Source organism: Paraburkholderia phymatum STM815, assembly GCF_000020045.1.
GTDB lineage: Bacteria > Pseudomonadota > Gammaproteobacteria > Burkholderiales > Burkholderiaceae > Paraburkholderia > Paraburkholderia phymatum.
Window position 1 is genome coordinate 3,088,474 of the sequence record NC_010622.1, and the last position, 19,557, is coordinate 3,108,030.

The window sequence follows — 19,557 nt, forward strand, 5'->3', positions numbered from 1 at the left end:
TGTTAGTTACCGATCGGTAACATGTCAAGGTGTCTTAACTTGAACCACGAGACCCTCATGGCACATTCCGACACCACCAAACCCGCGTCGAGCCGCCGTGCGCAGACAGCGGGCTCCGACGCGCAGCAACATCTTCTGCGCGCGGCGGCCGACCTTTTCTACAAGGAAGGCGTGCGCGCAGTGGGCGTCGATGCCGTCGTCGAGCGCGCGGGCGTCAACAAGATGAGCTTGTACCGGCAGTTCTCGTCAAAAGACGATCTCGTGGTCGCGTACCTGGAACAGTCCGACGAGCACTTCTTCAGGCGGTTCGACGAAAGCCTCGCCAAACGTCCGGGCGAGCCGAGGAAGCAGATCGTCCAGTATTTCGAGGATCTTGCCGGGCGAGCGTCGAAGGAGGACTATCGCGGCTGCCCGTTCGTCAATGTGTCGGCGGAGTTTCCGGACCCGTCGCACCCTGCGCGAGTCTGCGTGCTGAACAACAAGACAAAGCTGATGCAGCGTCTGAACGAACTCTGCACGCAAGCCGGCGCGCGCGATCCGGCCGAGCTTGCGAACGGCCTCGCGCTGTTGATCGAAGGCGTGTATGCGTCGAGTCAGACGTACGGCCCGGGTTGCGGGCCGATCAAGGTGGCGCCGCGCGTCGCGGAACAACTTGTCGCGCAGGCGTGCGGGGCAGCCTCGGTAAAATAGCGGTTTTGCTTTCGCACTGGCACCGTCATGTCTTCGCCCTCCTACGCTTCCCATGACACCATTCTGGACGCCACGCGCCACTGGCTAACGCGCGCCGTGATCGGACTTAACCTGTGTCCTTTCGCGAAGGCGGTGCACGTGAAGAACCAGATTCGCTATGCAATCAGCGAAGCTGCCAACATGGAAGGCGCATTAACCGATCTGGAGACCGAACTTCGCACGCTCGCGGAATCCGATCCCGCCGAGATCGACACGACGCTGCTGATCATCCCGCACGCGCTCGGCGATTTTCTCGAATACAACGACTGCCTGTTCTTCGCGGAACGAATGCTAAAGCAGATGCGCCTGGAAGGCACACTGCAAATCGCGAGCTTCCACCCGCGCTACCAGTTCGAAGGCAACGAACCGGACGATATCGAAAACTACACGAATCGCGCACCCTACCCGATTCTGCATCTGCTGCGCGAAGCGAGCATCGAACGCGCGGTCAACGCGTTTCCCGACGCCGCCGACATCTACGAACGAAACGAAGCAACGATGCGTCGTCTCGGACGGGAAGGCTGGCGAGAATGGATGAGCGAGCCCGCCGGAGACTGACCGGGCCGCGCGCTGTGCCCTCTCAAGCCTCCGCGTAGAAGCGCTCGCGCAACTCCGTGATGCCGAGCGTTTCCAGCACTTCACTGAGCCGCTCGGCAGGGCGCCGGCGCGGCAAGTCTTTATAGGTCGCGATGATCAGCTCGTTCTTCATCGAGTGTTCCCAGCCGACGAGTTCGGTCACGTTGACCTGATAACCGTGCGCTTCCAGTTGCAGACAGCGCAGCACGTTGGTGATCTGACTTCCGAACTCGCGCGTATGCAGCGGATGCCGCCAGATCTCCGTCAGCGCGTTGCCGAGCGACTTTCCCTTGTTCTTGCGCAGCACACCCGCCACTTCCGCCTGACAGCACGGAACCACGACGATGTATTTCGCATGCTTTTGCAACGCGAAGCGGATTGCGTCGTCGGTGGCCGTATTGCACGCATGCAAAGCCGTGACGATGTCGATGTTTGGCGGAAGTTTGTCCGATGCAATCGACTCAGCTACAGAAAGATTAAGAAACGACATACCCTTGAAGCCAAGGCGCTGCGCCAGCTCCTCCGACTTCGACACGAGTTCCTCGCGAGTCTCAATGCCGTAGATGTGCGAGTTATCGCGCAGTTCCTTGAAGAACAGGTCGTAGAGAATAAAGCCGAGATAGGACTTGCCCGCGCCGTGATCGACGAGGGTTAGTTCACCTTTCGTTTCTTTCAGGTCTTTGAGCAGCGGCTCGATGAACTGGAACAGGTGATAGACCTGCTTGAGCTTGCGGCGGCTGTCCTGGTTCATCTTGCCGTCGCGCGTAAGGATATGGAGCTCTTTAAGCAGTTCGACGGATTGATTAGGACGGACTTCGTAGGATTTGCTGGACATCGAATGGGCACGCCACCGACTGCATCGCGAACGTGCGTCAGGTGACGGAAAAAGGGAAAAGTGTCTGTCAGTTTACCCAAAGCGCGAGGGACGGTCCTCGTTCTTGCGTCGACGGTGACACTCCGTGCTCCGCTTGGAACGTTTTGTGCGCGGTAACGTCGATTTCGAGCCGGCTGGCGAACGTATCGCGGGGCAGTCCTCTACTGCAGGTCGTAGGATCCTGACGGCTCGCACGATGCATGAAGAATGGCAAGGCTACCGGTTGCTGCAAGCGTGAGATGCGCCGGTACGCGTGAGGGAGGTCGAGCCGGGATACCGGTTTGAACGTTACGTAAACCTGAAGCGCACCGGGGTTGAAACGAAGCGCGCTCAGATCTGATGAGGCGGCAAATGGAAACGACACCCAACGGAAACGCCGAGCAGAAGTTTCAGGAGCTCATGGCGAAGCTGCTGGCCGCGCCCGAGTGGACGGAGAAGCAGCAGCTGGAACTCGAAATGGCACGCGACATCTCGGTCGAGATGCTGCGTCTCGCGGAAGCCATGCGCGACGGCAGCGTCGACATGGAGACGTGCCTCACCCTGCTCAAATACGCGAAAGTCCTGGACTTCGTGATGACGACGCTCGCGTCGCGCCGCGATATCAAACCCCAGACGCTGCGCGTGATCTTCAAACTGGCCGGACTCAAGGTCGACGAGGCCTATCCGGGCTGATCCACAGACGGCGGCGCGGCGCGCTCGCGCAGCCGACATCTTGCGCCGTTCATTGCGGCTCGCGTTGCCGCGCGGATGGCTTTGGTTTCTCGGCCCTTCCCCCGCGCAGCTGCATTGCCTCGCTCCCTCGCTAGCGCTTCGGACGCGTCATCAGCGGGCAGGATGCAGCCGCATCGTCGCGTGTTCCGGATGCTTTTAACATCGCCCTTCAAGCAGCAGCCGGCGCACCGAGCGGCGGCGTGCCATCGTGGAACATCGACTTCAACTGAGCGCGCAATTCAGGCGAATCGCTGTGCTTGTGCGCCGAGACCGCGTGCGCGACGGCGGCTTCGAGCAGCTCGTTGTCCGAATCTGCGCACAGGGCGACGGTGCAGTTGATGTCGCTCGGAAACTCACGGCAATCGATGTATTTGCGGGCCATGACAGACTCCTCGAACAAAGGCGTCGCGCGCAATATGTGCGCCGACGTGACCCCGGCGAGTCTATCGGGAGGCCTGGGCGGCTGCGGAATGCGTGGGTTGTGCGCGGCAGGGCGGCGCGACGTGCGCCGAAAACGAAGGTGAGTGAGAAAATTATAGGTCGCATCCTGGTCGATTTCGGGTCGACAAAGCGCTCGCGGACCGATCACCCAGAGGCCCGGATCAATCGCGGCGCGACCCGTTTGCCCCGCCTTCTGCCCGGTGGGACAATACCGGCCTTCGTGCACAACGCGCTTTCCGCCCTTCACCCTCCAGTCTTCATCGATGTCGAAATCGCCCGAAATCACTGCGGATCACGTCCGCGTCGCCGTCGTCGGCGGCGGCCCTGCGGGGCTGATGGCCGCCGAAGCGCTGGCTCGCGGCGGCGTGCGCGTCGACGTCTACGACGCGATGCCGTCCGTCGGCCGCAAGTTTCTGATGGCGGGTAAGGGCGGGATGAACATCACGCATTCGGAGCCGATTGAGCCGTTTGCCGGCCGCTACGGCAAGCGCCGCGCCGACATCGCACCGCTGCTCGACGCGTTCGGGCCGGATGCGCTGCGCGGCTGGCTCGACGATCTGGGCGTCGCGACGTTCGTCGGCAGTTCGGGCCGCGTGTTTCCCGTCGACATGAAGGCCGCGCCGATGTTGCGCGCGTGGCTACATCGGCTTCGCGGAGCGGGCGTGCAGTTCCATATGCGGCACAAGTGGAACGGCTGGCGCGCGTCGGAATCATCGAGCGCGCACGGATTAGGTTTCACGACGCCGCAGGGCGAACGCGAAGTGACGGCAGACGCCGTCGTGTTTGCGCTGGGCGGGGGAAGTTGGGCGCGCCTTGGCTCCGATGCCGCGTGGGTTCCCTTGATGCAGCAACGCCATATTCCCGTCGCACCGCTCCTCCCGAGCAACTGCGGCTTCGACGCCGACTGGACCGATTACTTCCGCGATCGTTACGCGGGTCAGCCGGTGAAGCCAGTTTCGATAACCGTCGAAGGCGTGGACGGCACGATCCAGCATCGGCAAGGCGAGTTCGTCGTGACGTCGACGGGAATCGAGGGAAGCCTCGTGTATGCATTGTCCGCGACGATCCGCGATCGCCTCCTGGCCGACGGCGAAGCGACCATACGGCTCGATCTTGCGCCGGGTCTGAGCGCGCAACGCGTGATCGACGAGGTGACGCGACCGCGCGGATCACGCTCGATGTCGAGCCATCTCCATAGCCGCATCGGCATCACGGGGGTCAAGCTGGGTTTGCTGCACGAGTGCGTGTCGAAGGACGATTTCACCGATGCCGCGAAGCTCGCGCAAGCGATCAAGTCCCTGCCGTTGCGGCTGGCGCGTACGCGCGCCATCGATGAAGCGATCAGCAGCGCGGGCGGCATCCCGTTCGAAGCGCTCGATCGCGCGTTGATGATCCGCCATCTGCCGGGCGTGTTTTGCGCGGGGGAGATGCTCGATTGGGAAGCCCCGACGGGTGGCTATCTGCTGACCGCATGCTTCGCGAGCGGCCTCGTAGCGGGCAATGGCGCGTTGGCGTATCTTCAGACCCCCTGACCCGCAGCCTCGCGCGTCATCTGGCCTTGAGCCGCCACAGCGAAGTCACTTCGGCCATGCGCGCCGCATGCAGCGGGTCTGAAGCATCGGTTGCTTTCGGATGACGCGGCTTGATGTCCTCTCTTCCTGCAACCGTCAAACCCGCGCTGGCGATGGCGGCGAGCAGCCAGTCGTGCGTGCGCATGCCGAGATGCTCCGCAAAGTCCGACAAGATCAGCCAGCCTTCGCCGCCCGGTTCGAGATGATCTGCGAGTCCGCTCAGAAAGCCCAGCAGCATGCGGCTTTCGTAGTCATAGACGGCATTTTCGATCGGCGACGCCGGACGCGCCGGCAGCCACGGCGGATTGCAGACGATCAGCGGCGCGCGTCCTTCGGGGAACAGGTCGGCCGCGATCAATTCCACCTGTTTGTCGTAGCCGAGCCGCGTGAGATTTTCTCTGGCGCACGCGAGCGCGCGCGGGTCCTGGTCCGTCGCGACGATGCGCGCGACGCCCCGCTTTGCAAGCACCGCCGACAGAACGCCCGTTCCGACCCCGATATCGAACGCACATTTCTGCGACGGCAACGGCGCGCGCGCGACGAGATCGACGTACTCGCCCCGCACGGGGGAAAACACGCCGTAATGCGGATGGATGCGCTCGCCCAGTGCGGGGATCTCGACGCCCTTCTTGCGCCATTCATGCGCGCCAATCAGACCAAGCAGTTCGCGCAGCGAGACGACGGAGGCTTCCTGCGTCGGCGGCCCGTAGACCTCTTCGCAGGCCTGCTGGACATTGGGCGCACGGCGCAACGGAATCGTGTAGTCGCCTTCGAGCGGAATCAGCAACATGCCGAGCGTGCGCGCGCGCTGCGACTGCGCCTGCCGGTGCAGATTGAAGGCGTCGAGCGGACTGGCGGCCTGCTTACGCGGCTTGCGTTCGAGGCGACGCGTCATCGCCTGCAGCAACTGGCGCGCGTTCTGGAAATCGCCCCGCCACAGAAGCGCACTGCCTTCACACGCGAGGCGATAGGCAGCGTCGGCGGTCGTGCGGTCGTCGGCGATCACGACGCGCTTCGCGGGCGGCACTGCGGCCTCCGACCGCCAGCGGGCGGAGCGCGGACCGTCGGCTTCGGGCCAGGTGAGAGTGGGTTGGTCGGTCATGAGTGCGGTGTGTGGGTGCGAGAGGCGAGGCGTGGCCGCATGCATCGCGCGGACTCGCTTCGCTTTTCGTATTGTATTGAACGTTCCAGCGATGCCGCGCTTCCACGGTCGCAGCGCCTTGCCCGATGCGGGGCGCCGCAAAGCAAAACGGGCCACGCGTTACCGCGTGGCCCGTTTCTTGACGCTGGTGCCGGCTGCAGGACTCGAACCCGCCACCTCATGATTACAAGTCAAGCGCTCTACCTGATGAGCTAAGCCGGCTTGAGTCCGCGATTCTACTTCATTTCACGACTTTGAGGTGGCCTCTTCCGCCACCTTTCGATCCATCGTCGTCGGGCGCCGGACCTTCATCCGTTTCGCCGATTTTTTCCGCCGCCGCAGGCGCCGCTGCCGGTGCTTCGTCGATCACGGCTTCATCGTCCTCGGAATCCGTCGCCTCGCCGCCTGCTGACTCGACCGGGAACGCCATGCCCTGGCCGTTCTCGCGCGCGTAAATGGCCAGCACGTTGGCGACAGGCACCTCGATCTTGTGCGACTTGCCGGAGAAGCGCGCATGAAACTCGATCCACTCGTTGCCCATCTGCAACTGGCTCGTCGCCTCGAAGCTGATGTTCAACACGATCTCGTTGTCCCGCACGAATTGGCGCGGCACGCGCGTCTGGTTGTCGACACGCACCGCGATATGCGGCGTATAGCCGTTATCGGTACACCATTCGTAGAGCGCGCGCAGCAGGTACGGCTTCGTGGAAATCTCTTGCATCAACTGTCCTCGTGCCGGGCTGGCGCGCAAACCGCAACGGAACGCCGCGCGCCGCACCCGAAGCCAATCTCAAACTCAGCGGCGCATCACCTTTTCCGACGGCGTCAGCGCTTCGATATAGGCCGGACGGCTGAAAATACGCTCGGCGTACTTCATCAGCGGCGCAGCATTCTTCGACAGTTCGATGCCGTAATGATCCAGGCGCCACAGCAGCGGCGCGATCGCGACGTCGAGCATCGAGAACTCTTCGCCGAGCATGTACTTGTTCTTCAGGAAGATCGGCGCGAGCTGCGTGAGGCGGTCGCGGATCGCAAGGCGCGCCTTTTCGTGGTTCTTCTCAGCTGCCTTGCCCTTCTCGTTTTCGAGCGTGCCGACATGCACGAACAGCTCTTTTTCGAAGTTCAGCAGGAACAGGCGCGCACGGGCACGCTGGACAGGGTCGGCCGGCATCAGTTGCGGATGCGGGAAGCGCTCGTCGATGTACTCGTTGATGATGTTCGATTCATACAGGATCAGATCCCGTTCGACGAGGATCGGCACCTGACCATACGGATTCATCACGGCGATGTCTTCCGGTTTGTTGAACAGGTCGACGTCGCGGATTTCGAAGTCCATGCCCTTTTCGAACAACACCAGCCGGCAGCGCTGGGAGAACGGGCAAGTAGTGCCGGAATACAGAACCATCATGTTTGCGTTTCCTCAAAAAACTTAAAGGGCCAGCGAGCGGGAAAACCGTCATGCAGGTCTTCCCTTTGCGCCGGCCCCACACCAGTTACGGCGTGACTATTTGATATCTTTCCAGTACGCGGCGTTCAGTCGCCAGGCCAAAAAGCTCAGGACGCCCAGAAACAGCAGCACCCAGACGCCAAGCTGACGACGGGTTTTCTGCGTCGGTTCGGACATCCATGACAGGTACGACACGAGGTCGGCCACAGCAGAATCATAATCTACCGGCGACATCGTCCCCGGCGTGACCTGCTGGTATCCCGCGAATTTCCTGACCTTTTCCTTCGTGTGTTCGTCGATTTCGTCTTCGAACTTCGCCGTCCTCTGCCCCTGAAGCTGCCACAGCACGTGAGGCATGCTCACGTTTTCGAACACCATATTGTTCCAGCCGGTCGGCCGTGTGTCATCGCGGTAGAAACTGCGCAAATACGTGTACAGCCAGTCGCGGTTCTTTGCACGCGCTTCCACCGACAGATCGGGCGGCGTCGCGCCAAACCACGCTTTCGCGTCGTCGGGGCGCATCGCGACCGTCATCGTGTTGCCGACTTTATCTGCCGTGAACAGCAGGTTCTTTTCAATTTCCTTCTGCGAAATGCCGATATCCTGCAACCGGCTGTACCGCATCAGGTTCGCGCTGTGGCAATTCAGGCAATAGTTTACAAACAATTGGGCGCCATGCTGCAACGAGGCAATATTCTCCGCGTTGTCGGGCGCACGGTCGAGCGGAAACTCCCCTTCCGCGCGTGCTGGCGCTGTGGACAGCGCCAGCACGGTTGCACCGAGCAGCGCCAGCGTCGAAAGCAGTTTTTTCATCTTCGTTTTCTCCTGGCTCGCGGTTAGTGAGGTTTGAACCGCACTCGTTCGGGCGGCTGCTTGAATTTGCCAAGCGGCGTCCAGAACGGCATGCCGAGGAAAAACGCGAAGTAGACCAGCGCGCAGATCTGCGCGATCAGCGTGGCCGCAGGCGACGGCGGCTTGGTGCCGAGGAACGCCAGCGTCAGGAAAGCCAGCACGAAGATCGCGTAAAACACCTTGTGAAAGAACGGCCGGTAGCGAATCGACTTGACGGGCGACCGGTCGAGCCACGGCAGGAAGAACAGCGACACCACCGCGCTGCCCATCACCACGACGCCCCAGAACTTCGATTCGGTGAACGCCATCGCGAGAATCACGAGCACCGCGAGCACGGGGAGGCCGACCTTCCACTTGCCACGCGCGCGGATCAGTGCAAACAGCCCGAGCAGGCCGATCACGATCATCAACACGATCTTGAACGGATCGGTGGTGGCGCGCAGCATCGCGTAGAACGCGGTGAAGTACCAGACGGGCGCGATCTCGGGTGGCGTCTGCAGCGGATTGGCAGGCACGAAGTTGTTCGATTCGAGGAAGTAGCCGCCCATCTCCGGTGCGAAGAAGATGATCGCCGCGAACACCATCAGGAACACACACACGCCCATGAAGTCGTGCACCGAATAGTAGGGATGGAACGGTATACCGTCCAGCGGGATGCCCTTCGCGTCCTTCTTCGCCTTGATCTCGATGCCGTCGGGGTTGTTCGAGCCCACTTCGTGCAGCGCGACGATGTGGGCGACCACGAGCAGCAGCAGCACCAGCGGAATCGCGATCACGTGGAACGCGAAGAAGCGGTTCAGCGTGACGTCGGACACAACGTAGTCGCCGCGAATCCACAGCGACAGATCCGGACCGATGAACGGGATCGCCGAGAACAGGTTCACGATCACCTGCGCGCCCCAGTACGACATCTGTCCCCAGGGCAGCAGATAGCCGAAGAACGCCTCAGCCATCAGGCACAGAAAGATCGCGCAGCCGAAAATCCATACCAGTTCGCGCGGCTTGCGGTACGAGCCGTAAAGCAGACCCCGGAACATGTGCAGATACACCACGACGAAGAACATCGACGCGCCCGTAGAGTGCATGTAGCGGATCAGCCAGCCCCAGGGCACCTCGCGCATGATGTACTCGACCGAGGCGAACGCGAGCGTCGCATCGGGCTTGTAATTCATTGTCAGGAAGATGCCGGTGACGATCTGGTTGACCAGCACCAGCAGCGCGAGCGAACCGAAGAAGTACCAGAAGTTGAAGTTCTTCGGCGCGTAGTACTCGGAAACATGGGCCTTCCAGGTCGCCGTCATCGGAAAGCGGCGATCGATCCAGCCCGTGAACCCCGTCGTTTCTACCTCTTTTTCGGTCGTCGCCATTACGCTTCTCCTTTCTCGTCCTTGCCGATCACGAGCGTGTTGCCCGTAACCATGTAAGGCGGGATATCGAGGTTCTGCGGCGCGGGTTTGTTCTTGAAGACGCGGCCCGCCATGTCATAGGTCGACCCGTGACATGGACAGAGAAAGCCACCCGGCCAGTCGTCGGGCAGGTTCGGCTGCGCGCCTTCCTGAAAGCGCGGGGTCGGCGTGCAGCCCAGATGCGTGCACACCGCAACGGCAACGAAAAGGTTCTTGTGGTCGGCGCGCGAGCGGAACTCGTTCTTGCAGTAGTCCGGCTCGGGCATCGAAAAGGGATTCTTGCTTTCGGGATCTGCGACTTCCTTGTCGGCCTTCTGGACGTCGGCCAGCATCTTGTCCGTGCGATTGATGATCCAGACGGGCTTGCCGCGCCAGGCAACGGTGAGCATGTCGCCGGGCTTCAGGTTGGAGATATCGACTTCAACGGGGGCACCCGCCGCCTTGGCTTTCTCGGATGGTGCAAACGAACTAACAAAGGGTACGACGGTGGCGACTCCTCCGATGCCACCTGCTACGGTCGTCGCAATCAGCCAGCTACGGCGGCCGCCATCGACGCGTTCATCTTCCTTGTCTCGCATTACACGCCCCACTTCTCGGTTGGATTTTTCCTTCACGTCGGGTCTACCGCCGCTAGTTTGCTCGAATGGAGTCGCCATTTACAAGGGCCGATTGCCAAAAACCGTGCGAAGTCATTGATAACTCAGGGTTTCCCCGCACGGATCGCCAACATTTTTGCGGCTTTTATTAAGCATTTCCTCCGTTTTTCAAACCTTTTGATCGTGTAATCCGGCCGGTATTCAAACTGGGTTATGAATATCGATAAACAGATGTTCGAGCTCGAACTGCTCAGACAAATGCGCGCCCAACGCCTGCACGCCATAACGTTCGGTCGCGTGATGGCCCGCCGAGACGAACGCGACGCCGCTTTCCGCCGACATATGGGTAACCGGCTCGGAAATCTCCCCGGTCAGATAGACATCCGCACCCGCTTCGATGGCCGCCTCGAAATAGCCTTGCGCGGCGCCCGTGCACCACGCGACGCGGCGCAGGTTCTTGTCGGGATCGCCCAGTACGAGCGGCGTGCGGCCGAGCGTCTGCTCGACTTCGGCGCTGAAGTGCGCGAGCGTGATCGGCATGGGCAGCGTGCTCATCCAGCCGATGTCGTTGTCGCCGAAGCGGCCGTCCGGAATCAGTCCGAACTTCGCGCCGAGTTGCGCGTTGTTGCCGTAGAGCGGGTGATCGTCGAGCGGCAAGTGGAATGCGAACAGGTTCATGTCGTTCGCGAGCAGCGCCTTGAGCCTGTGGTATTTGCGGCCCGTGACCTGCGGCGCTTCGTTGCGCCAGAAGTAGCCGTGATGCACCAGCACGGCGTCGGCGCCCCACTCCAGCGCAGCTTCGAGAAAGGCCAGCGACGCCGTTACACCTGTCGCGATTTTGTCGATTTTGCGCCGGCCTTCGACTTGCAGACCGTTCGGGCAATAGTCCTTGAAGCGCGAGGTTTCAAGAAGATTGTTCAAGTACAATTCGAGTTCGATCCGATCCATATACACCTCTAATTTTCAGATGCTCAGACGCTTTTGGCTGTTCTTCGCCCAGGCGGTGACCGTGCTGCTGGCGCTGATGTTCATTATTGCGACCCTCAAACCGCAGTGGCTACAGCGTCAAGGGCAGTTCGGCAAGCAACTGGCCGAGCCGATCGTCGCGCTCCGAGAGGTGGCACCCGGAATGGGCAGCGGCGGCTCGGTCCAGAATTCCTACGCCGACGCGGCGCAAAAGGCAATGCCCGCCGTCGTCAACGTGTTCTCCAGCAAGGACGGCTCGCTGCCGCCCGACCCGCGCGCGAAAGATCCTCTCTTCCGCTACTTCTTCGGCGACAAGAACAAAAAGCAGCAGCAAGAGCAACCCGCGGCCAACCTCGGCTCGGGAGTCATCGTGAGTTCGGAAGGTTACATTCTAACGAACCAGCATGTCGTCGATGGCGCGGACCAGATCGAAATCGCGCTCGCCGACGGCCGCACGACCAACGCAAAGGTGATCGGCGTCGATCCCGAGACGGATCTGGCCGTGCTCAAGGTCAATATGACCAATCTGCCCACCATCACGCTCGGCCGCATGGACCAGACGCGCGTCGGCGACGTGGTGCTCGCAATCGGCAATCCGTTCGGCGTCGGGCAGACGGTGACGATGGGCATCGTCAGCGCGCTCGGCCGCAATCACCTCGGCATCAATACGTTCGAAAACTTCATCCAGACCGACGCGCCAATCAATCCCGGCAACTCGGGCGGCGCGCTGGTCGACGTGAACGGCAATCTGCTCGGCATCAATACGGCGATTTATTCGCGCTCGGGCGGTTCACTCGGCATCGGCTTCGCGATCCCCGTGTCGACGGCACGCAGCGTGCTGGAGAGCATCATCACGACGGGCACGGTAACGCGCGGCTGGATCGGCGTCGAACCACAGGACGTCACGCCGGAAATCGCCGAGTCGTTCGGGCTCGATCAGAAGTCGGGCGCGATCGTCGCGGGTGTGCTGAAAGGCGGCCCCGCCGACAAGGCGGGCATCAAGCCCGGCGACATCCTGGTGTCGGTCAACGGTCAGGACATCACCGATACGACGCGCCTCCTGAACGTGATCGCGCAGATCAAGCCCGGCACCGACGCGAAGGTGCACCTGGTGCGCAAGAACAAGGAAATGGATCTGACGGTGATGATCGGCAAGCGCCCGCCGCCTCCGAAACAGCCTTCGGATGAAGGTGACGACGAAGACGGCGGCTGACGTCTCACTGAAGGTTCAGGCCGCGCACGCAAACAAAATGGGCAGTCTCCAACGGAGCACTGCCCTTTTTGTTGCTGTCTGACCGCATGCGGTTGAGGAAAAACGCCGTATCTTCAAAACGGACGGCTAGCTCGCCGCGTTCTCTTCGTTTTCAGCCGGGGCCACCGGCTTGCTGACGAAAAGCCGCGCCGCGATGATGCCCGCCTCGTACAGCACGATCAGCGGGATCGCGAGAATCAGCTGCGAGAACACGTCCGGCGGCGTCACCACGGCCGAAATCACGAACGCGCCGACGATGACGTACGGACGGATTTCCTTGAGCTTCTTGATCGTCAGCACGTTCATGCGCACGAGCAGCACGACGACGATCGGCACTTCGAACGTCACGCCGAAGGCGATGAACATCGTCAGCACGAAGCTCAGGTAATTGTCGATATCCGTCGTCATCTCCGCACCGAGCGGCGCGTTGTAGTGCGCCATCACCCGGAAGATGGTCGGAAAGACGACGAAGTACGCGAACGCCATGCCGCACAGGAACAGCGTGTAGCTGCTGCCGACCAGTGGCCCGACTAGCTTCTTCTCGTGCTGATAGAGCCCCGGCGCGACGAACGCCCAGATCTGATACAGCACGATCGGCAGCGCGATCACGAACGCCACGAGCATCGTGACCTTCATCGGCACGAAGAACGAACCGGTGACGTCGGTGACGATCATCTTGCCGTCCTTCGGCAGATTGTTCATCAGCGGGCGCGCGAGTAGCCGGAAGATGTCGGGTGCCCAGTAGACGAGCCCGACGAACACGACAATCACCGCAATACCGGCGCGGATGATGCGGTCGCGCAGTTCGACGAGATGCGAGATGAAGGTCTCTTCAGCGCCTTCGTTCTGGTTTTGGGGGTCGCTCACACCGGCCCTCGGTTGGAGTTTGATGCGCGGGACATCGGAGGATCAGAAGAAGCGTGTCGGCCGCCGCAGGCTGACAGGCGTGTGACGTGCGACGCGCGCCGCGCCCGACTGCACGCGTGTACGCCTCGAGACCGCGCGCTTGTACCAGGTCGGGGTAGCCGTCTGCTTGAGGCGCCAGTTCTTGCGTTTCGACGCAGCGGCGTTCGTGCTGTGCCACGACGTGCCGTCTGTCCCCGCGGAAGAAATGTCCGTGGCGGACGCAAGGTCTTCCGTCGCGCCGCCAGCGATGCTCGGCGACACCGACGTGCCTTGCGACCACGCTTCGTTCAGTTCGGTTTCGTGCTTGCGCAGATTGTCATGAATCGTGGTCTCGACGTTTTGCGCCGCCGACTCGAACTCGGTCTTCATGCGACGCAATTCGTCGAGTTCGATTTCACGCGTGACTTCGGCCTTCACGTCGTTGATATAGCGTTGCGCGCGGCCGAACAGCGCGCCCGCCGTGCGGGCCACGCGCGGCAAGCGCTCGGGCCCGAGCACGACCAGCGCGACCACGCCGATCAACGCCATCTTGGTCAAACCGAGGTCCAGCATGGATTGGGCTTCCCGTCAGTGCGCGCGTGTCAGCGCAGGCTCGGCTGGCGCCGGATTAGCGGGAATCGCCGGAATGCGGCGCCTTTTCCTTTGCGTCGACGTCGACGGTGTTCGTGCGCGACAGCTGGTCGCGCTGCTGTCCCTCGGGCGTTTCGCCATCCTTCATGCCTTCCTTAAAGCCCTTCACCGCGCCGCCCAGATCGCTGCCGATATTGCGCAGCTTCTTCGTGCCGAACACGAGAGCGACGATCAGCAAAACGATCAGCCAGTGCCAAATACTCAACGAACCCATAAAAATCTCCTTAACCCCCGCCGTCGTGCTTGAGCGACGGTAACTGTGTGCCTTGCGGCGTGAATCGAAGCGCATCGACGGAGGCGCTCCATTTGCGATACTACCGCCGACGCCTGCTGATTGCGTCGGACCCCTCGGTCCCATTATGAACACGTCTGCGAGTCGATGTCGTTACATCCCTACATAAAATAACGACCTCACGGCGCAAGCCTGCCATTGTGCGTAGTCAAAAAGCCGATGCGGCGAATCTATGTCGATTGGTTGCGTGCCTACGCTGGCAACACGCCGGTCCCGCAAACTGCGCCACCGCGTTCAGCCCATCCTCAGCCACGGCCGCGGTCCCGCCAGCAGGTGCGCGTGCAGGTGATAGACCTCCTGACCGCCGCCAGGCCCCGTATTGATGACCGTGCGGAAGCCCGTCTGGCCGCCCGTGTAGGCGACGCCAAGCTGATCGGCCAGACGTGCAACCAATATCAACATTTTACCAAGCAGCACGGAATCGCTTTCCGTGCAATTGGACAGCGTTTCTATGTGTTTTCGCGGAATCACGAGCACATGCGTTTCGGCTGCGGGACGGATGTCGCGGAACGCAATGAACTCGTCGTCTTCATGAACTTTGGTCGAGGGGATTTCTCCCGCGGCGATCTTGCAGAAAAGGCAGTTCGGATGGTGGCTCATGGTCTTCATGGACGGCGAGCGCGGCGCGCGCCCGATGCGGCGTGGGTCAAAACCAGCCGCGCGGATTCGTCAGCGGCTTGTTGTCGTACAGATACAGCCAGCCCTTGATGATACGGTACAGCGTCCAGATCGCGACAGCCCACAAGATGGGCACGCCGATCAGCACGATAAAGAGCGCAACGCCGATCAGATGACCGATCAGCCCCATCCAGAACGTGCGGATCTGCCAGTCGAAATGCTGCTCATAAGGCGTGCCGACGGTCTCTGGCCGCTTGATGTAATTAAGAATGATCGCGACCAGCACCGAAATGCCGCCCGTCAGCCAGTACACGGCATAGAGTGCGTAAATGATGTGCGTCAGCGTGCGCAGGCTGCGTTGCCGGTCGATCTCGACTGAACTCTGATACGACGGTGGCGGGTACCCGCCATGCGACTGTTCCATGCTTGCGTCCTCCTCGAGGGGGCGAATGGATGCCAATTGCAATGTCGAGCCGACAGCCGCCTTTTCAAGACCGCCGGTTCGCGCGCCCGCGAACGAGCCTGCGCAGTGCGCGGCTTGGCCGCGCTTGCCTGAGCTTGCCCGTTCAGTCGCCGTTCTGCTCGCGCTCGCGGCTCTTGCGCAACGCCTTTTCTTCGAGCCCCGACAGGCCTTCGCGGCGCGCCAGTTCGGCGATGACGTCTGCGGGACTTAAGTCGAAATGCGACAACATGACCAGGCAATGAAACCAGAGATCGGCTGTTTCGCTAACGAGCGCCTTGCGCTCCGCGCCGAGGCGCACGTCCTTCGCGGCCAGCACGACTTCCGTGGCTTCCTCGCCGATCTTCTTCAACACCGCGTCGTCGCCCTTGTGGAACAGACGCGAGACGTACGAAACATCGGGATCGCCGCCCTTGCGGCTGTCGATGACGGCGGCGAGGCGCAACAGCGTGTCGCCCGTCGATTGGGTATCTTGCGTCATTTGTAGATGTGTTCGGGGTCTTTCAGCACGGGATCGACGGCAACCCAGTTGCCGGAATCGACCGAGCCTTCGAATTTTTGGAAAAAGCACGAATGCCGGCCGGTATGGCACGCGATGCCGGAAACCTGGTCGACCTTGAGCAGCACGACGTCTTCGTCACAATCGAGCCGCACTTCATGCACGTGCTGTACGTGGCCAGATTCCTCACCCTTGAACCAGAGCCGTTGACGCGAGCGCGAGAAATAGACCGCGCGCCCCGTTTCGATCGTCTTCGACAGCGCTTCGCGGTTCATCCACGCGAACATCAGCACGTCGTTCGTCGACGCTTCCTGCGCGATCACGGGCACGAGGCCGTTCGCGTCCCACTGCACCTTGTCGAGCCAGCCGACTTCAGACGGATTCATCACGTTACAACCTCACCGAAATGCCCTGATCGGCCATGAAGCGCTTGCACTCGCCAACCGTGTGCTCGCCATAGTGGAAGATGCTCGCGGCCAGCACCGCGTCCGCGCGGCCTTGCGTGATGCCGTCGGCAAGATGCTGCAGCGAGCCGACACCGCCGGAGGCAATCACAGGAATCGACACCGCGTCCGACACGGCGCGCGTCAGCGCGATGTCAAAGCCGCTCTTCGTGCCGTCGCGGTCCATGCTGGTCAGCAGGATTTCGCCCGCGCCGAGTTCGGCCATCCTGCGCGCCCATTCGACAGCGTCCAGTCCCGTGTTCTTGCGCCCGCCGTGCGTGAAGACTTCCCAGCGCGGCGTCTCGCCTTCGGCGGATACGCGCTTTGCGTCGATCGCGACGACGATACATTGCGAGCCGTATTTGTCCGTCGAATCTCGCACAAGTTGCGGATTCGCGACCGCCGACGAGTTCATGCTGACCTTGTCCGCGCCCGCATTCAGCAAACGCCGGACGTCTTCGACGGCACGCACCCCGCCGCCGACGGTGAGCGGGATGAACACTTGCGAGGCGACAGCTTCGATGATCGGCAGAATCAGGTCGCGCTGGTCGGAAGTCGCCGTGATGTCGAGGAACGTGAGTTCGTCGGCGCCCTGCTCGTCATAGCGGCGCGCGATTTCGACGGGATCGCCCGCATCGCGCAACTCGACGAAATTGACGCCCTTCACCACGCGGCCAGCCGTGACGTCCAGACAGGGGATGATGCGTTTAGCTAAAGCCATGATCTTGCTAGTTCTTGCCTATACCGCTGGTGAGGCCGCTCGCCCGTGCGTGACTCGCAGGGGAACGGCGCAAGGCCGGCACGCCGGGCGCTGCCCATCGCATCCTGGCGCCGCTGGCACGAGGTCAGCCGCGCCGGATGCCCGGTGAACAGGCGCTCAGGCGTCGTCCGATTCGCGCAGGCGATCCGCGTGCGTCTGCGCCGCGGCGAAGTCCAGGTCGCCCGAATAGATGGCGCGTCCGCAGATCACGCCTTCGATCCCTTCGTCTTCCACTTCGCACAGCGCTTCAATGTCGCCGAGATTGGACAGGCCGCCGCTCGCGATCACGGGAATCTTCACCGCGCGCGCGAGCCGCACCGTCGCCTCGATATTGATGCCCTGAAGCATGCCGTCGCGCCCGATGTCCGTGTAGATGATCGACTCGCAGCCGTAGTCCTCGAACTTGCGCGCCAGATCGGCGACTTCGTGGCCCGTCAGCTTGCTCCAGCCGTCGGTCGCCACCTTGCCGTCCTTCGCGTCGAGGCCGACGATGATGTGTCCGCCGAAAGCCGTGCACGCTTCGAGCAGGAAGCCCGGATTCTTCACCGCCGCCGTGCCGATGATCACGTACTCGAGACCGTCGTCCAGATAGCGTTCGATCGTGTTCAGATCGCGGATGCCGCCGCCCAGTTGCACGGGAATTTCGCCGCCGACTTCTTCGATGATCGCGCGAATCGCGTCTTCATTCTTCGGCTTTCCGGCAAACGCGCCATTCAGGTCGACGAGGTGCAGGCGCCGCGCGCCACGGTCGACCCAATGTCGGGCCATCACCGCCGGTTCCTCGTGGAAAATCGTCGCCTGGTCCATATCGCCTTGTTTGAGGCGTACACACTGACCGTCTTTCAGGTCGATGGCGGGGATCAGCAGCATAGCAATCGGGTGTTGTCAGGGAAAAAGTTGAAGTTCGGCTGGCGGGAAATCAGGCTACAGCCCGTGCCAGACCGTTCCGCTAGTTTAGTACATGTCTTTCGGCGAGCTTGCCGACGGTCTTCGCATGCGTGTGCATGGGAACGGGGCAAGCTACGGGGAAGGAAAACATGAACCGTTAAAGAAATGAATGCCGGAACTGACGGCAGCGATCAGGGATTCCAGTGTACGAAGTTGCGATACACGCGCAGGCCCGCGTCGGCGCTCTTTTCCGGGTGGAACTGGGTCGCGAAAATGTTATCCCGCGCCACCGCCGAGGTAAAGGGCACGCCATACACCGTTTCGCCCGCCATATGCGCGGCGTTTTCAGGCACGACGTAGTAACTGTGCACGAAGTAGAAGAACGCGTTGTCCGCGACGCCGTCCCACAGCGGGTGCGGCTGCGCCTGGCGGACACGGTTCCAGCCCATCTGCGGCACCTTGAAGCGCGAGCCGTCGTCCTGCAGCTGGCCTTCCAGATCGAAGCGCACTACCTTGCCGGGCAGCAGTCCGAGACCGTTCGTGTCGCCTTCCGCGCTCCAGTCGAACAGCATCTGCTCGCCCACGCACACGCCCATCAGCGGCTTGTTACGCGACGCTTCAATCAGCGCTTCCTGCAAACCGGATTCGCCGAGCGAGCGCATGCAGTCGGGCATCGCGCCCTGGCCGGGCAGCACCACACGGTCTGCCGCGCGGATCGCTTCGGGCTTGTCGACGATCGCCACGTCCGCTTCCGGCGCGGCTTTCTTCAACGCCTGGGCAACCGAACGCAGGTTGCCCATTCCGTAATCCACAATCGCTATCGAAGTTTTCATTTCAAGTTAGGCAGCAACGCCTTTAATCCGTTGACGATGAACTCCACCGCCAGCGCCGACAACATCAAACCCATCAGCCGCGTGCCGATATTGATTCCCGTCCGACCGACCCAGCGCGCAATCGGTTCAGCGAGACTCAGCGATCCGAAACACAGCGCCGCAATCACCGCACCAATGGCGATCAGACTAATCCGCTCGTACCAATGAGGATAGCTGGCCGAATAGACGAGGACGGTACTAATCGAGCCCGGCCCTGTCAGCAGCGGAATCGCCAGCGGCACGACGGCGATGTTGTCCTTCAGTTCGGCTTCGTGCCGCTCTTCCGGCGTCGAGCGGGCATTGCCGACCTGCGCGTTCAGCATGCTGATCGACATCAGCAACATGATGATGCCGCCGCCTACTTCAAGCGCGCCGATCGAAATGCCGAAGAAGCGGATGATCTGCTGCCCCAGCAAGGTCGACACGGCGATCACGCAGAACACCGAAATCGATGCGACGCGAATGGTGCGGCGCTGTTCAGCGATCGATTGCTGCGACGTCAGGCTCAGAAAAAACGGTATCGCGCCGACGGGATTGATCAGCGCAAGTAGCGAAATAAACGACTTGATGATGTCCATTGCAAGCCAGACGCACTCGGCGCGGCCGGTTCCAGTGGTGACGGTTGGT

25 protein-coding genes and 1 tRNA gene are annotated in these 19,557 nt (G+C 61.7%); 5 read left to right on the forward strand and 21 right to left on the reverse strand.

The features are described 5' to 3' along the window. The first annotated feature begins 57 nt into the window (after positions 1 to 57). On the forward strand, positions 58 to 690 hold the full coding sequence (locus BPHY_RS13890) for a TetR/AcrR family transcriptional regulator (RefSeq protein WP_041763621.1): 633 nt from the start codon (positions 58 to 60) through the stop codon (positions 688 to 690). A gap of 27 nt (positions 691 to 717) precedes the next feature. Further along, positions 718 to 1,287: a DUF1415 domain-containing protein gene (locus tag BPHY_RS13895; RefSeq protein ID WP_012402104.1), complete on the forward strand. Its 570-nt coding sequence runs from the start codon at positions 718 to 720 to the stop codon at positions 1,285 to 1,287. Between the two features lie 22 nt (positions 1,288 to 1,309). Here BPHY_RS13895 and BPHY_RS13900 read toward each other — a convergent pair whose 3' ends face one another. Next, positions 1,310 to 2,140, reverse strand: coding sequence for a class I SAM-dependent methyltransferase (locus BPHY_RS13900; protein ID WP_012402105.1), 831 nt, complete (start codon positions 2,138 to 2,140; stop codon positions 1,310 to 1,312). A gap of 390 nt (positions 2,141 to 2,530) precedes the next feature. Between BPHY_RS13900 and BPHY_RS13905 the strand changes: the two genes are divergently transcribed. After that, on the forward strand, positions 2,531 to 2,851 hold the full coding sequence (locus BPHY_RS13905) for a type II toxin-antitoxin system HicA family toxin (protein WP_012402106.1): 321 nt from the start codon (positions 2,531 to 2,533) through the stop codon (positions 2,849 to 2,851). A 208-nt stretch (positions 2,852 to 3,059) separates the two neighbouring features. Here the strand turns inward: BPHY_RS13905 and BPHY_RS13910 are convergent, their stop codons facing one another. Beyond that, entirely contained in the window at positions 3,060 to 3,272 is a 213-nt protein-coding gene (locus BPHY_RS13910) for a DUF1059 domain-containing protein (protein ID WP_012402107.1), read from the reverse strand. Between the two features lie 322 nt (positions 3,273 to 3,594). Between BPHY_RS13910 and BPHY_RS13915 the strand changes: the two genes are divergently transcribed. Continuing rightward, a complete protein-coding gene (locus BPHY_RS13915) occupies positions 3,595 to 4,863 on the forward strand; it encodes a TIGR03862 family flavoprotein (protein WP_012402108.1) in 1,269 nt (422 codons plus the stop codon). Between the two features lie 16 nt (positions 4,864 to 4,879). Here BPHY_RS13915 and BPHY_RS13920 read toward each other — a convergent pair whose 3' ends face one another. The 8 genes from BPHY_RS13920 to BPHY_RS13955 form a co-directional block, all read right to left on the reverse strand. Continuing rightward, positions 4,880 to 6,004 carry a methyltransferase gene (locus BPHY_RS13920; RefSeq protein ID WP_041764058.1) on the reverse strand — a complete coding sequence of 375 codons (1,125 nt, stop codon included), beginning with the start codon at positions 6,002 to 6,004 and terminating at the stop codon, positions 4,880 to 4,882. Positions 6,005 to 6,189: 185 nt separating this feature from the next. Next, positions 6,190 to 6,265 (reverse strand) — tRNA-Thr (locus BPHY_RS13925). 19 nt (positions 6,266 to 6,284) lie between these two features. Beyond that, positions 6,285 to 6,764 carry a ClpXP protease specificity-enhancing factor gene (locus BPHY_RS13930; RefSeq protein WP_012402110.1) on the reverse strand — a complete coding sequence of 160 codons (480 nt, stop codon included), beginning with the start codon at positions 6,762 to 6,764 and terminating at the stop codon, positions 6,285 to 6,287. Positions 6,765 to 6,839: 75 nt separating this feature from the next. After that, positions 6,840 to 7,451: a glutathione S-transferase N-terminal domain-containing protein gene (locus tag BPHY_RS13935; RefSeq protein ID WP_006052302.1), complete on the reverse strand. Its 612-nt coding sequence runs from the start codon at positions 7,449 to 7,451 to the stop codon at positions 6,840 to 6,842. Positions 7,452 to 7,547: 96 nt separating this feature from the next. After that, entirely contained in the window at positions 7,548 to 8,303 is a 756-nt protein-coding gene (locus tag BPHY_RS13940; protein ID WP_012402111.1) for a cytochrome c1, read from the reverse strand. A 23-nt stretch (positions 8,304 to 8,326) separates the two neighbouring features. Beyond that, complete coding sequence (locus BPHY_RS13945; protein ID WP_012402112.1) at positions 8,327 to 9,709, reverse strand: cytochrome b; 1,383 nt, start codon at positions 9,707 to 9,709, stop codon at positions 8,327 to 8,329. After that, positions 9,709 to 10,326, reverse strand: a complete 618-nt coding sequence (gene petA, locus BPHY_RS13950; RefSeq protein ID WP_012402113.1) for a ubiquinol-cytochrome c reductase iron-sulfur subunit — start codon at positions 10,324 to 10,326, stop codon at positions 9,709 to 9,711. The genes BPHY_RS13945 and petA overlap by 1 nt, the downstream gene beginning before the upstream one ends. Positions 10,327 to 10,545: 219 nt before the next feature. Then, positions 10,546 to 11,292 carry a Nif3-like dinuclear metal center hexameric protein gene (locus BPHY_RS13955; RefSeq protein WP_012402114.1) on the reverse strand — a complete coding sequence of 249 codons (747 nt, stop codon included), beginning with the start codon at positions 11,290 to 11,292 and terminating at the stop codon, positions 10,546 to 10,548. A 19-nt stretch (positions 11,293 to 11,311) separates the two neighbouring features. On the opposite strand from BPHY_RS13955, the gene BPHY_RS13960 reads away from it, so the two are divergent. Next, positions 11,312 to 12,523 carry a Do family serine endopeptidase gene (locus BPHY_RS13960; protein ID WP_012402115.1) on the forward strand — a complete coding sequence of 404 codons (1,212 nt, stop codon included), beginning with the start codon at positions 11,312 to 11,314 and terminating at the stop codon, positions 12,521 to 12,523. Between the two features lie 126 nt (positions 12,524 to 12,649). Here the strand turns inward: BPHY_RS13960 and tatC are convergent, their stop codons facing one another. The 11 genes from tatC to BPHY_RS14015 form a co-directional block, all read right to left on the reverse strand. Continuing rightward, positions 12,650 to 13,429: a twin-arginine translocase subunit TatC gene (gene tatC / locus BPHY_RS13965; protein ID WP_012402116.1), complete on the reverse strand. Its 780-nt coding sequence runs from the start codon at positions 13,427 to 13,429 to the stop codon at positions 12,650 to 12,652. A gap of 42 nt (positions 13,430 to 13,471) precedes the next feature. After that, the gene (gene tatB / locus BPHY_RS13970) at positions 13,472 to 14,020 is read right to left on the reverse strand and encodes a Sec-independent protein translocase protein TatB (RefSeq protein WP_012402117.1); all 549 of its coding nucleotides are present in this window, start codon (positions 14,018 to 14,020) and stop codon (positions 13,472 to 13,474) included. Between the two features lie 55 nt (positions 14,021 to 14,075). After that, positions 14,076 to 14,312: a Sec-independent protein translocase subunit TatA gene (gene tatA, locus BPHY_RS13975; RefSeq protein WP_012402118.1), complete on the reverse strand. Its 237-nt coding sequence runs from the start codon at positions 14,310 to 14,312 to the stop codon at positions 14,076 to 14,078. 312 nt (positions 14,313 to 14,624) lie between these two features. Beyond that, on the reverse strand, positions 14,625 to 14,990 hold the full coding sequence (locus tag BPHY_RS13980; RefSeq protein WP_041764060.1) for a histidine triad nucleotide-binding protein: 366 nt from the start codon (positions 14,988 to 14,990) through the stop codon (positions 14,625 to 14,627). A gap of 46 nt (positions 14,991 to 15,036) precedes the next feature. Further along, positions 15,037 to 15,432: a DUF4870 family protein gene (locus BPHY_RS13985; protein ID WP_012402120.1), complete on the reverse strand. Its 396-nt coding sequence runs from the start codon at positions 15,430 to 15,432 to the stop codon at positions 15,037 to 15,039. A 142-nt stretch (positions 15,433 to 15,574) separates the two neighbouring features. Further along, a complete protein-coding gene (locus BPHY_RS13990) occupies positions 15,575 to 15,949 on the reverse strand; it encodes a phosphoribosyl-ATP diphosphatase (protein ID WP_012402121.1) in 375 nt (124 codons plus the stop codon). Beyond that, positions 15,946 to 16,353 (reverse strand): phosphoribosyl-AMP cyclohydrolase, encoded by a 408-nt coding sequence (gene hisI, locus BPHY_RS13995; RefSeq protein WP_012402122.1) that lies wholly within the window; start codon positions 16,351 to 16,353, stop codon positions 15,946 to 15,948. Before hisI ends, BPHY_RS13990 begins: the two co-directional genes overlap by 4 nt. 4 nt (positions 16,354 to 16,357) lie before the next feature. Beyond that, positions 16,358 to 17,131: an imidazole glycerol phosphate synthase subunit HisF gene (hisF, locus tag BPHY_RS14000; RefSeq protein WP_012402123.1), complete on the reverse strand. Its 774-nt coding sequence runs from the start codon at positions 17,129 to 17,131 to the stop codon at positions 16,358 to 16,360. Positions 17,132 to 17,287: 156 nt separating this feature from the next. Beyond that, positions 17,288 to 18,040 carry a 1-(5-phosphoribosyl)-5-[(5-phosphoribosylamino)methylideneamino]imidazole-4-carboxamide isomerase gene (gene hisA / locus BPHY_RS14005; RefSeq protein WP_012402124.1) on the reverse strand — a complete coding sequence of 251 codons (753 nt, stop codon included), beginning with the start codon at positions 18,038 to 18,040 and terminating at the stop codon, positions 17,288 to 17,290. Between the two features lie 209 nt (positions 18,041 to 18,249). Beyond that, a complete protein-coding gene (gene hisH, locus BPHY_RS14010; RefSeq protein ID WP_012402125.1) occupies positions 18,250 to 18,891 on the reverse strand; it encodes an imidazole glycerol phosphate synthase subunit HisH in 642 nt (213 codons plus the stop codon). Then, the gene (locus BPHY_RS14015; RefSeq protein ID WP_012402126.1) at positions 18,888 to 19,508 is read right to left on the reverse strand and encodes a MarC family protein; all 621 of its coding nucleotides are present in this window, start codon (positions 19,506 to 19,508) and stop codon (positions 18,888 to 18,890) included. The genes hisH and BPHY_RS14015 overlap by 4 nt, the downstream gene beginning before the upstream one ends. Positions 19,509 to 19,557 lie beyond the last annotated feature (49 nt).

Coding starts and splice junctions, on each gene's coding strand:
- BPHY_RS13895 (WP_012402104.1), top strand. CDS start 718: ATGTCTTCGCCCTCCTACGCTTCCCATGACACCATTCTGGACGCCACG.
- BPHY_RS13930 (WP_012402110.1), bottom strand. CDS start 6,764: ATGCAAGAGATTTCCACGAAGCCGTACCTGCTGCGCGCGCTCTACGAA.
- BPHY_RS13920 (WP_041764058.1), bottom strand. CDS start 6,004: ATGACCGACCAACCCACTCTCACCTGGCCCGAAGCCGACGGTCCGCGC.
- hisI (WP_012402122.1), bottom strand. CDS start 16,353: ATGAATCCGTCTGAAGTCGGCTGGCTCGACAAGGTGCAGTGGGACGCG.
- tatB (WP_012402117.1), bottom strand. CDS start 14,020: ATGCTGGACCTCGGTTTGACCAAGATGGCGTTGATCGGCGTGGTCGCG.
- hisH (WP_012402125.1), bottom strand. CDS start 18,891: ATGAAAACTTCGATAGCGATTGTGGATTACGGAATGGGCAACCTGCGT.
- BPHY_RS14015 (WP_012402126.1), bottom strand. CDS start 19,508: ATGGACATCATCAAGTCGTTTATTTCGCTACTTGCGCTGATCAATCCC.
- BPHY_RS13955 (WP_012402114.1), bottom strand. CDS start 11,292: ATGGATCGGATCGAACTCGAATTGTACTTGAACAATCTTCTTGAAACC.
- BPHY_RS13910 (WP_012402107.1), bottom strand. CDS start 3,272: ATGGCCCGCAAATACATCGATTGCCGTGAGTTTCCGAGCGACATCAAC.
- tatA (WP_012402118.1), bottom strand. CDS start 14,312: ATGGGTTCGTTGAGTATTTGGCACTGGCTGATCGTTTTGCTGATCGTC.
- BPHY_RS13980 (WP_041764060.1), bottom strand. CDS start 14,990: ATGAGCCACCATCCGAACTGCCTTTTCTGCAAGATCGCCGCGGGAGAA.
- BPHY_RS13945 (WP_012402112.1), bottom strand. CDS start 9,709: ATGGCGACGACCGAAAAAGAGGTAGAAACGACGGGGTTCACGGGCTGG.
- BPHY_RS13905 (WP_012402106.1), top strand. CDS start 2,531: ATGGAAACGACACCCAACGGAAACGCCGAGCAGAAGTTTCAGGAGCTC.
- BPHY_RS13940 (WP_012402111.1), bottom strand. CDS start 8,303: ATGAAAAAACTGCTTTCGACGCTGGCGCTGCTCGGTGCAACCGTGCTG.
- BPHY_RS13985 (WP_012402120.1), bottom strand. CDS start 15,432: ATGGAACAGTCGCATGGCGGGTACCCGCCACCGTCGTATCAGAGTTCA.
- BPHY_RS13890 (WP_041763621.1), top strand. CDS start 58: ATGGCACATTCCGACACCACCAAACCCGCGTCGAGCCGCCGTGCGCAG.
- BPHY_RS13960 (WP_012402115.1), top strand. CDS start 11,312: ATGCTCAGACGCTTTTGGCTGTTCTTCGCCCAGGCGGTGACCGTGCTG.
- BPHY_RS13900 (WP_012402105.1), bottom strand. CDS start 2,140: ATGTCCAGCAAATCCTACGAAGTCCGTCCTAATCAATCCGTCGAACTG.
- hisF (WP_012402123.1), bottom strand. CDS start 17,131: ATGGCTTTAGCTAAACGCATCATCCCCTGTCTGGACGTCACGGCTGGC.
- hisA (WP_012402124.1), bottom strand. CDS start 18,040: ATGCTGCTGATCCCCGCCATCGACCTGAAAGACGGTCAGTGTGTACGC.
- BPHY_RS13935 (WP_006052302.1), bottom strand. CDS start 7,451: ATGATGGTTCTGTATTCCGGCACTACTTGCCCGTTCTCCCAGCGCTGC.
- BPHY_RS13915 (WP_012402108.1), top strand. CDS start 3,595: ATGTCGAAATCGCCCGAAATCACTGCGGATCACGTCCGCGTCGCCGTC.
- BPHY_RS13990 (WP_012402121.1), bottom strand. CDS start 15,949: ATGACGCAAGATACCCAATCGACGGGCGACACGCTGTTGCGCCTCGCC.
- petA (WP_012402113.1), bottom strand. CDS start 10,326: ATGCGAGACAAGGAAGATGAACGCGTCGATGGCGGCCGCCGTAGCTGG.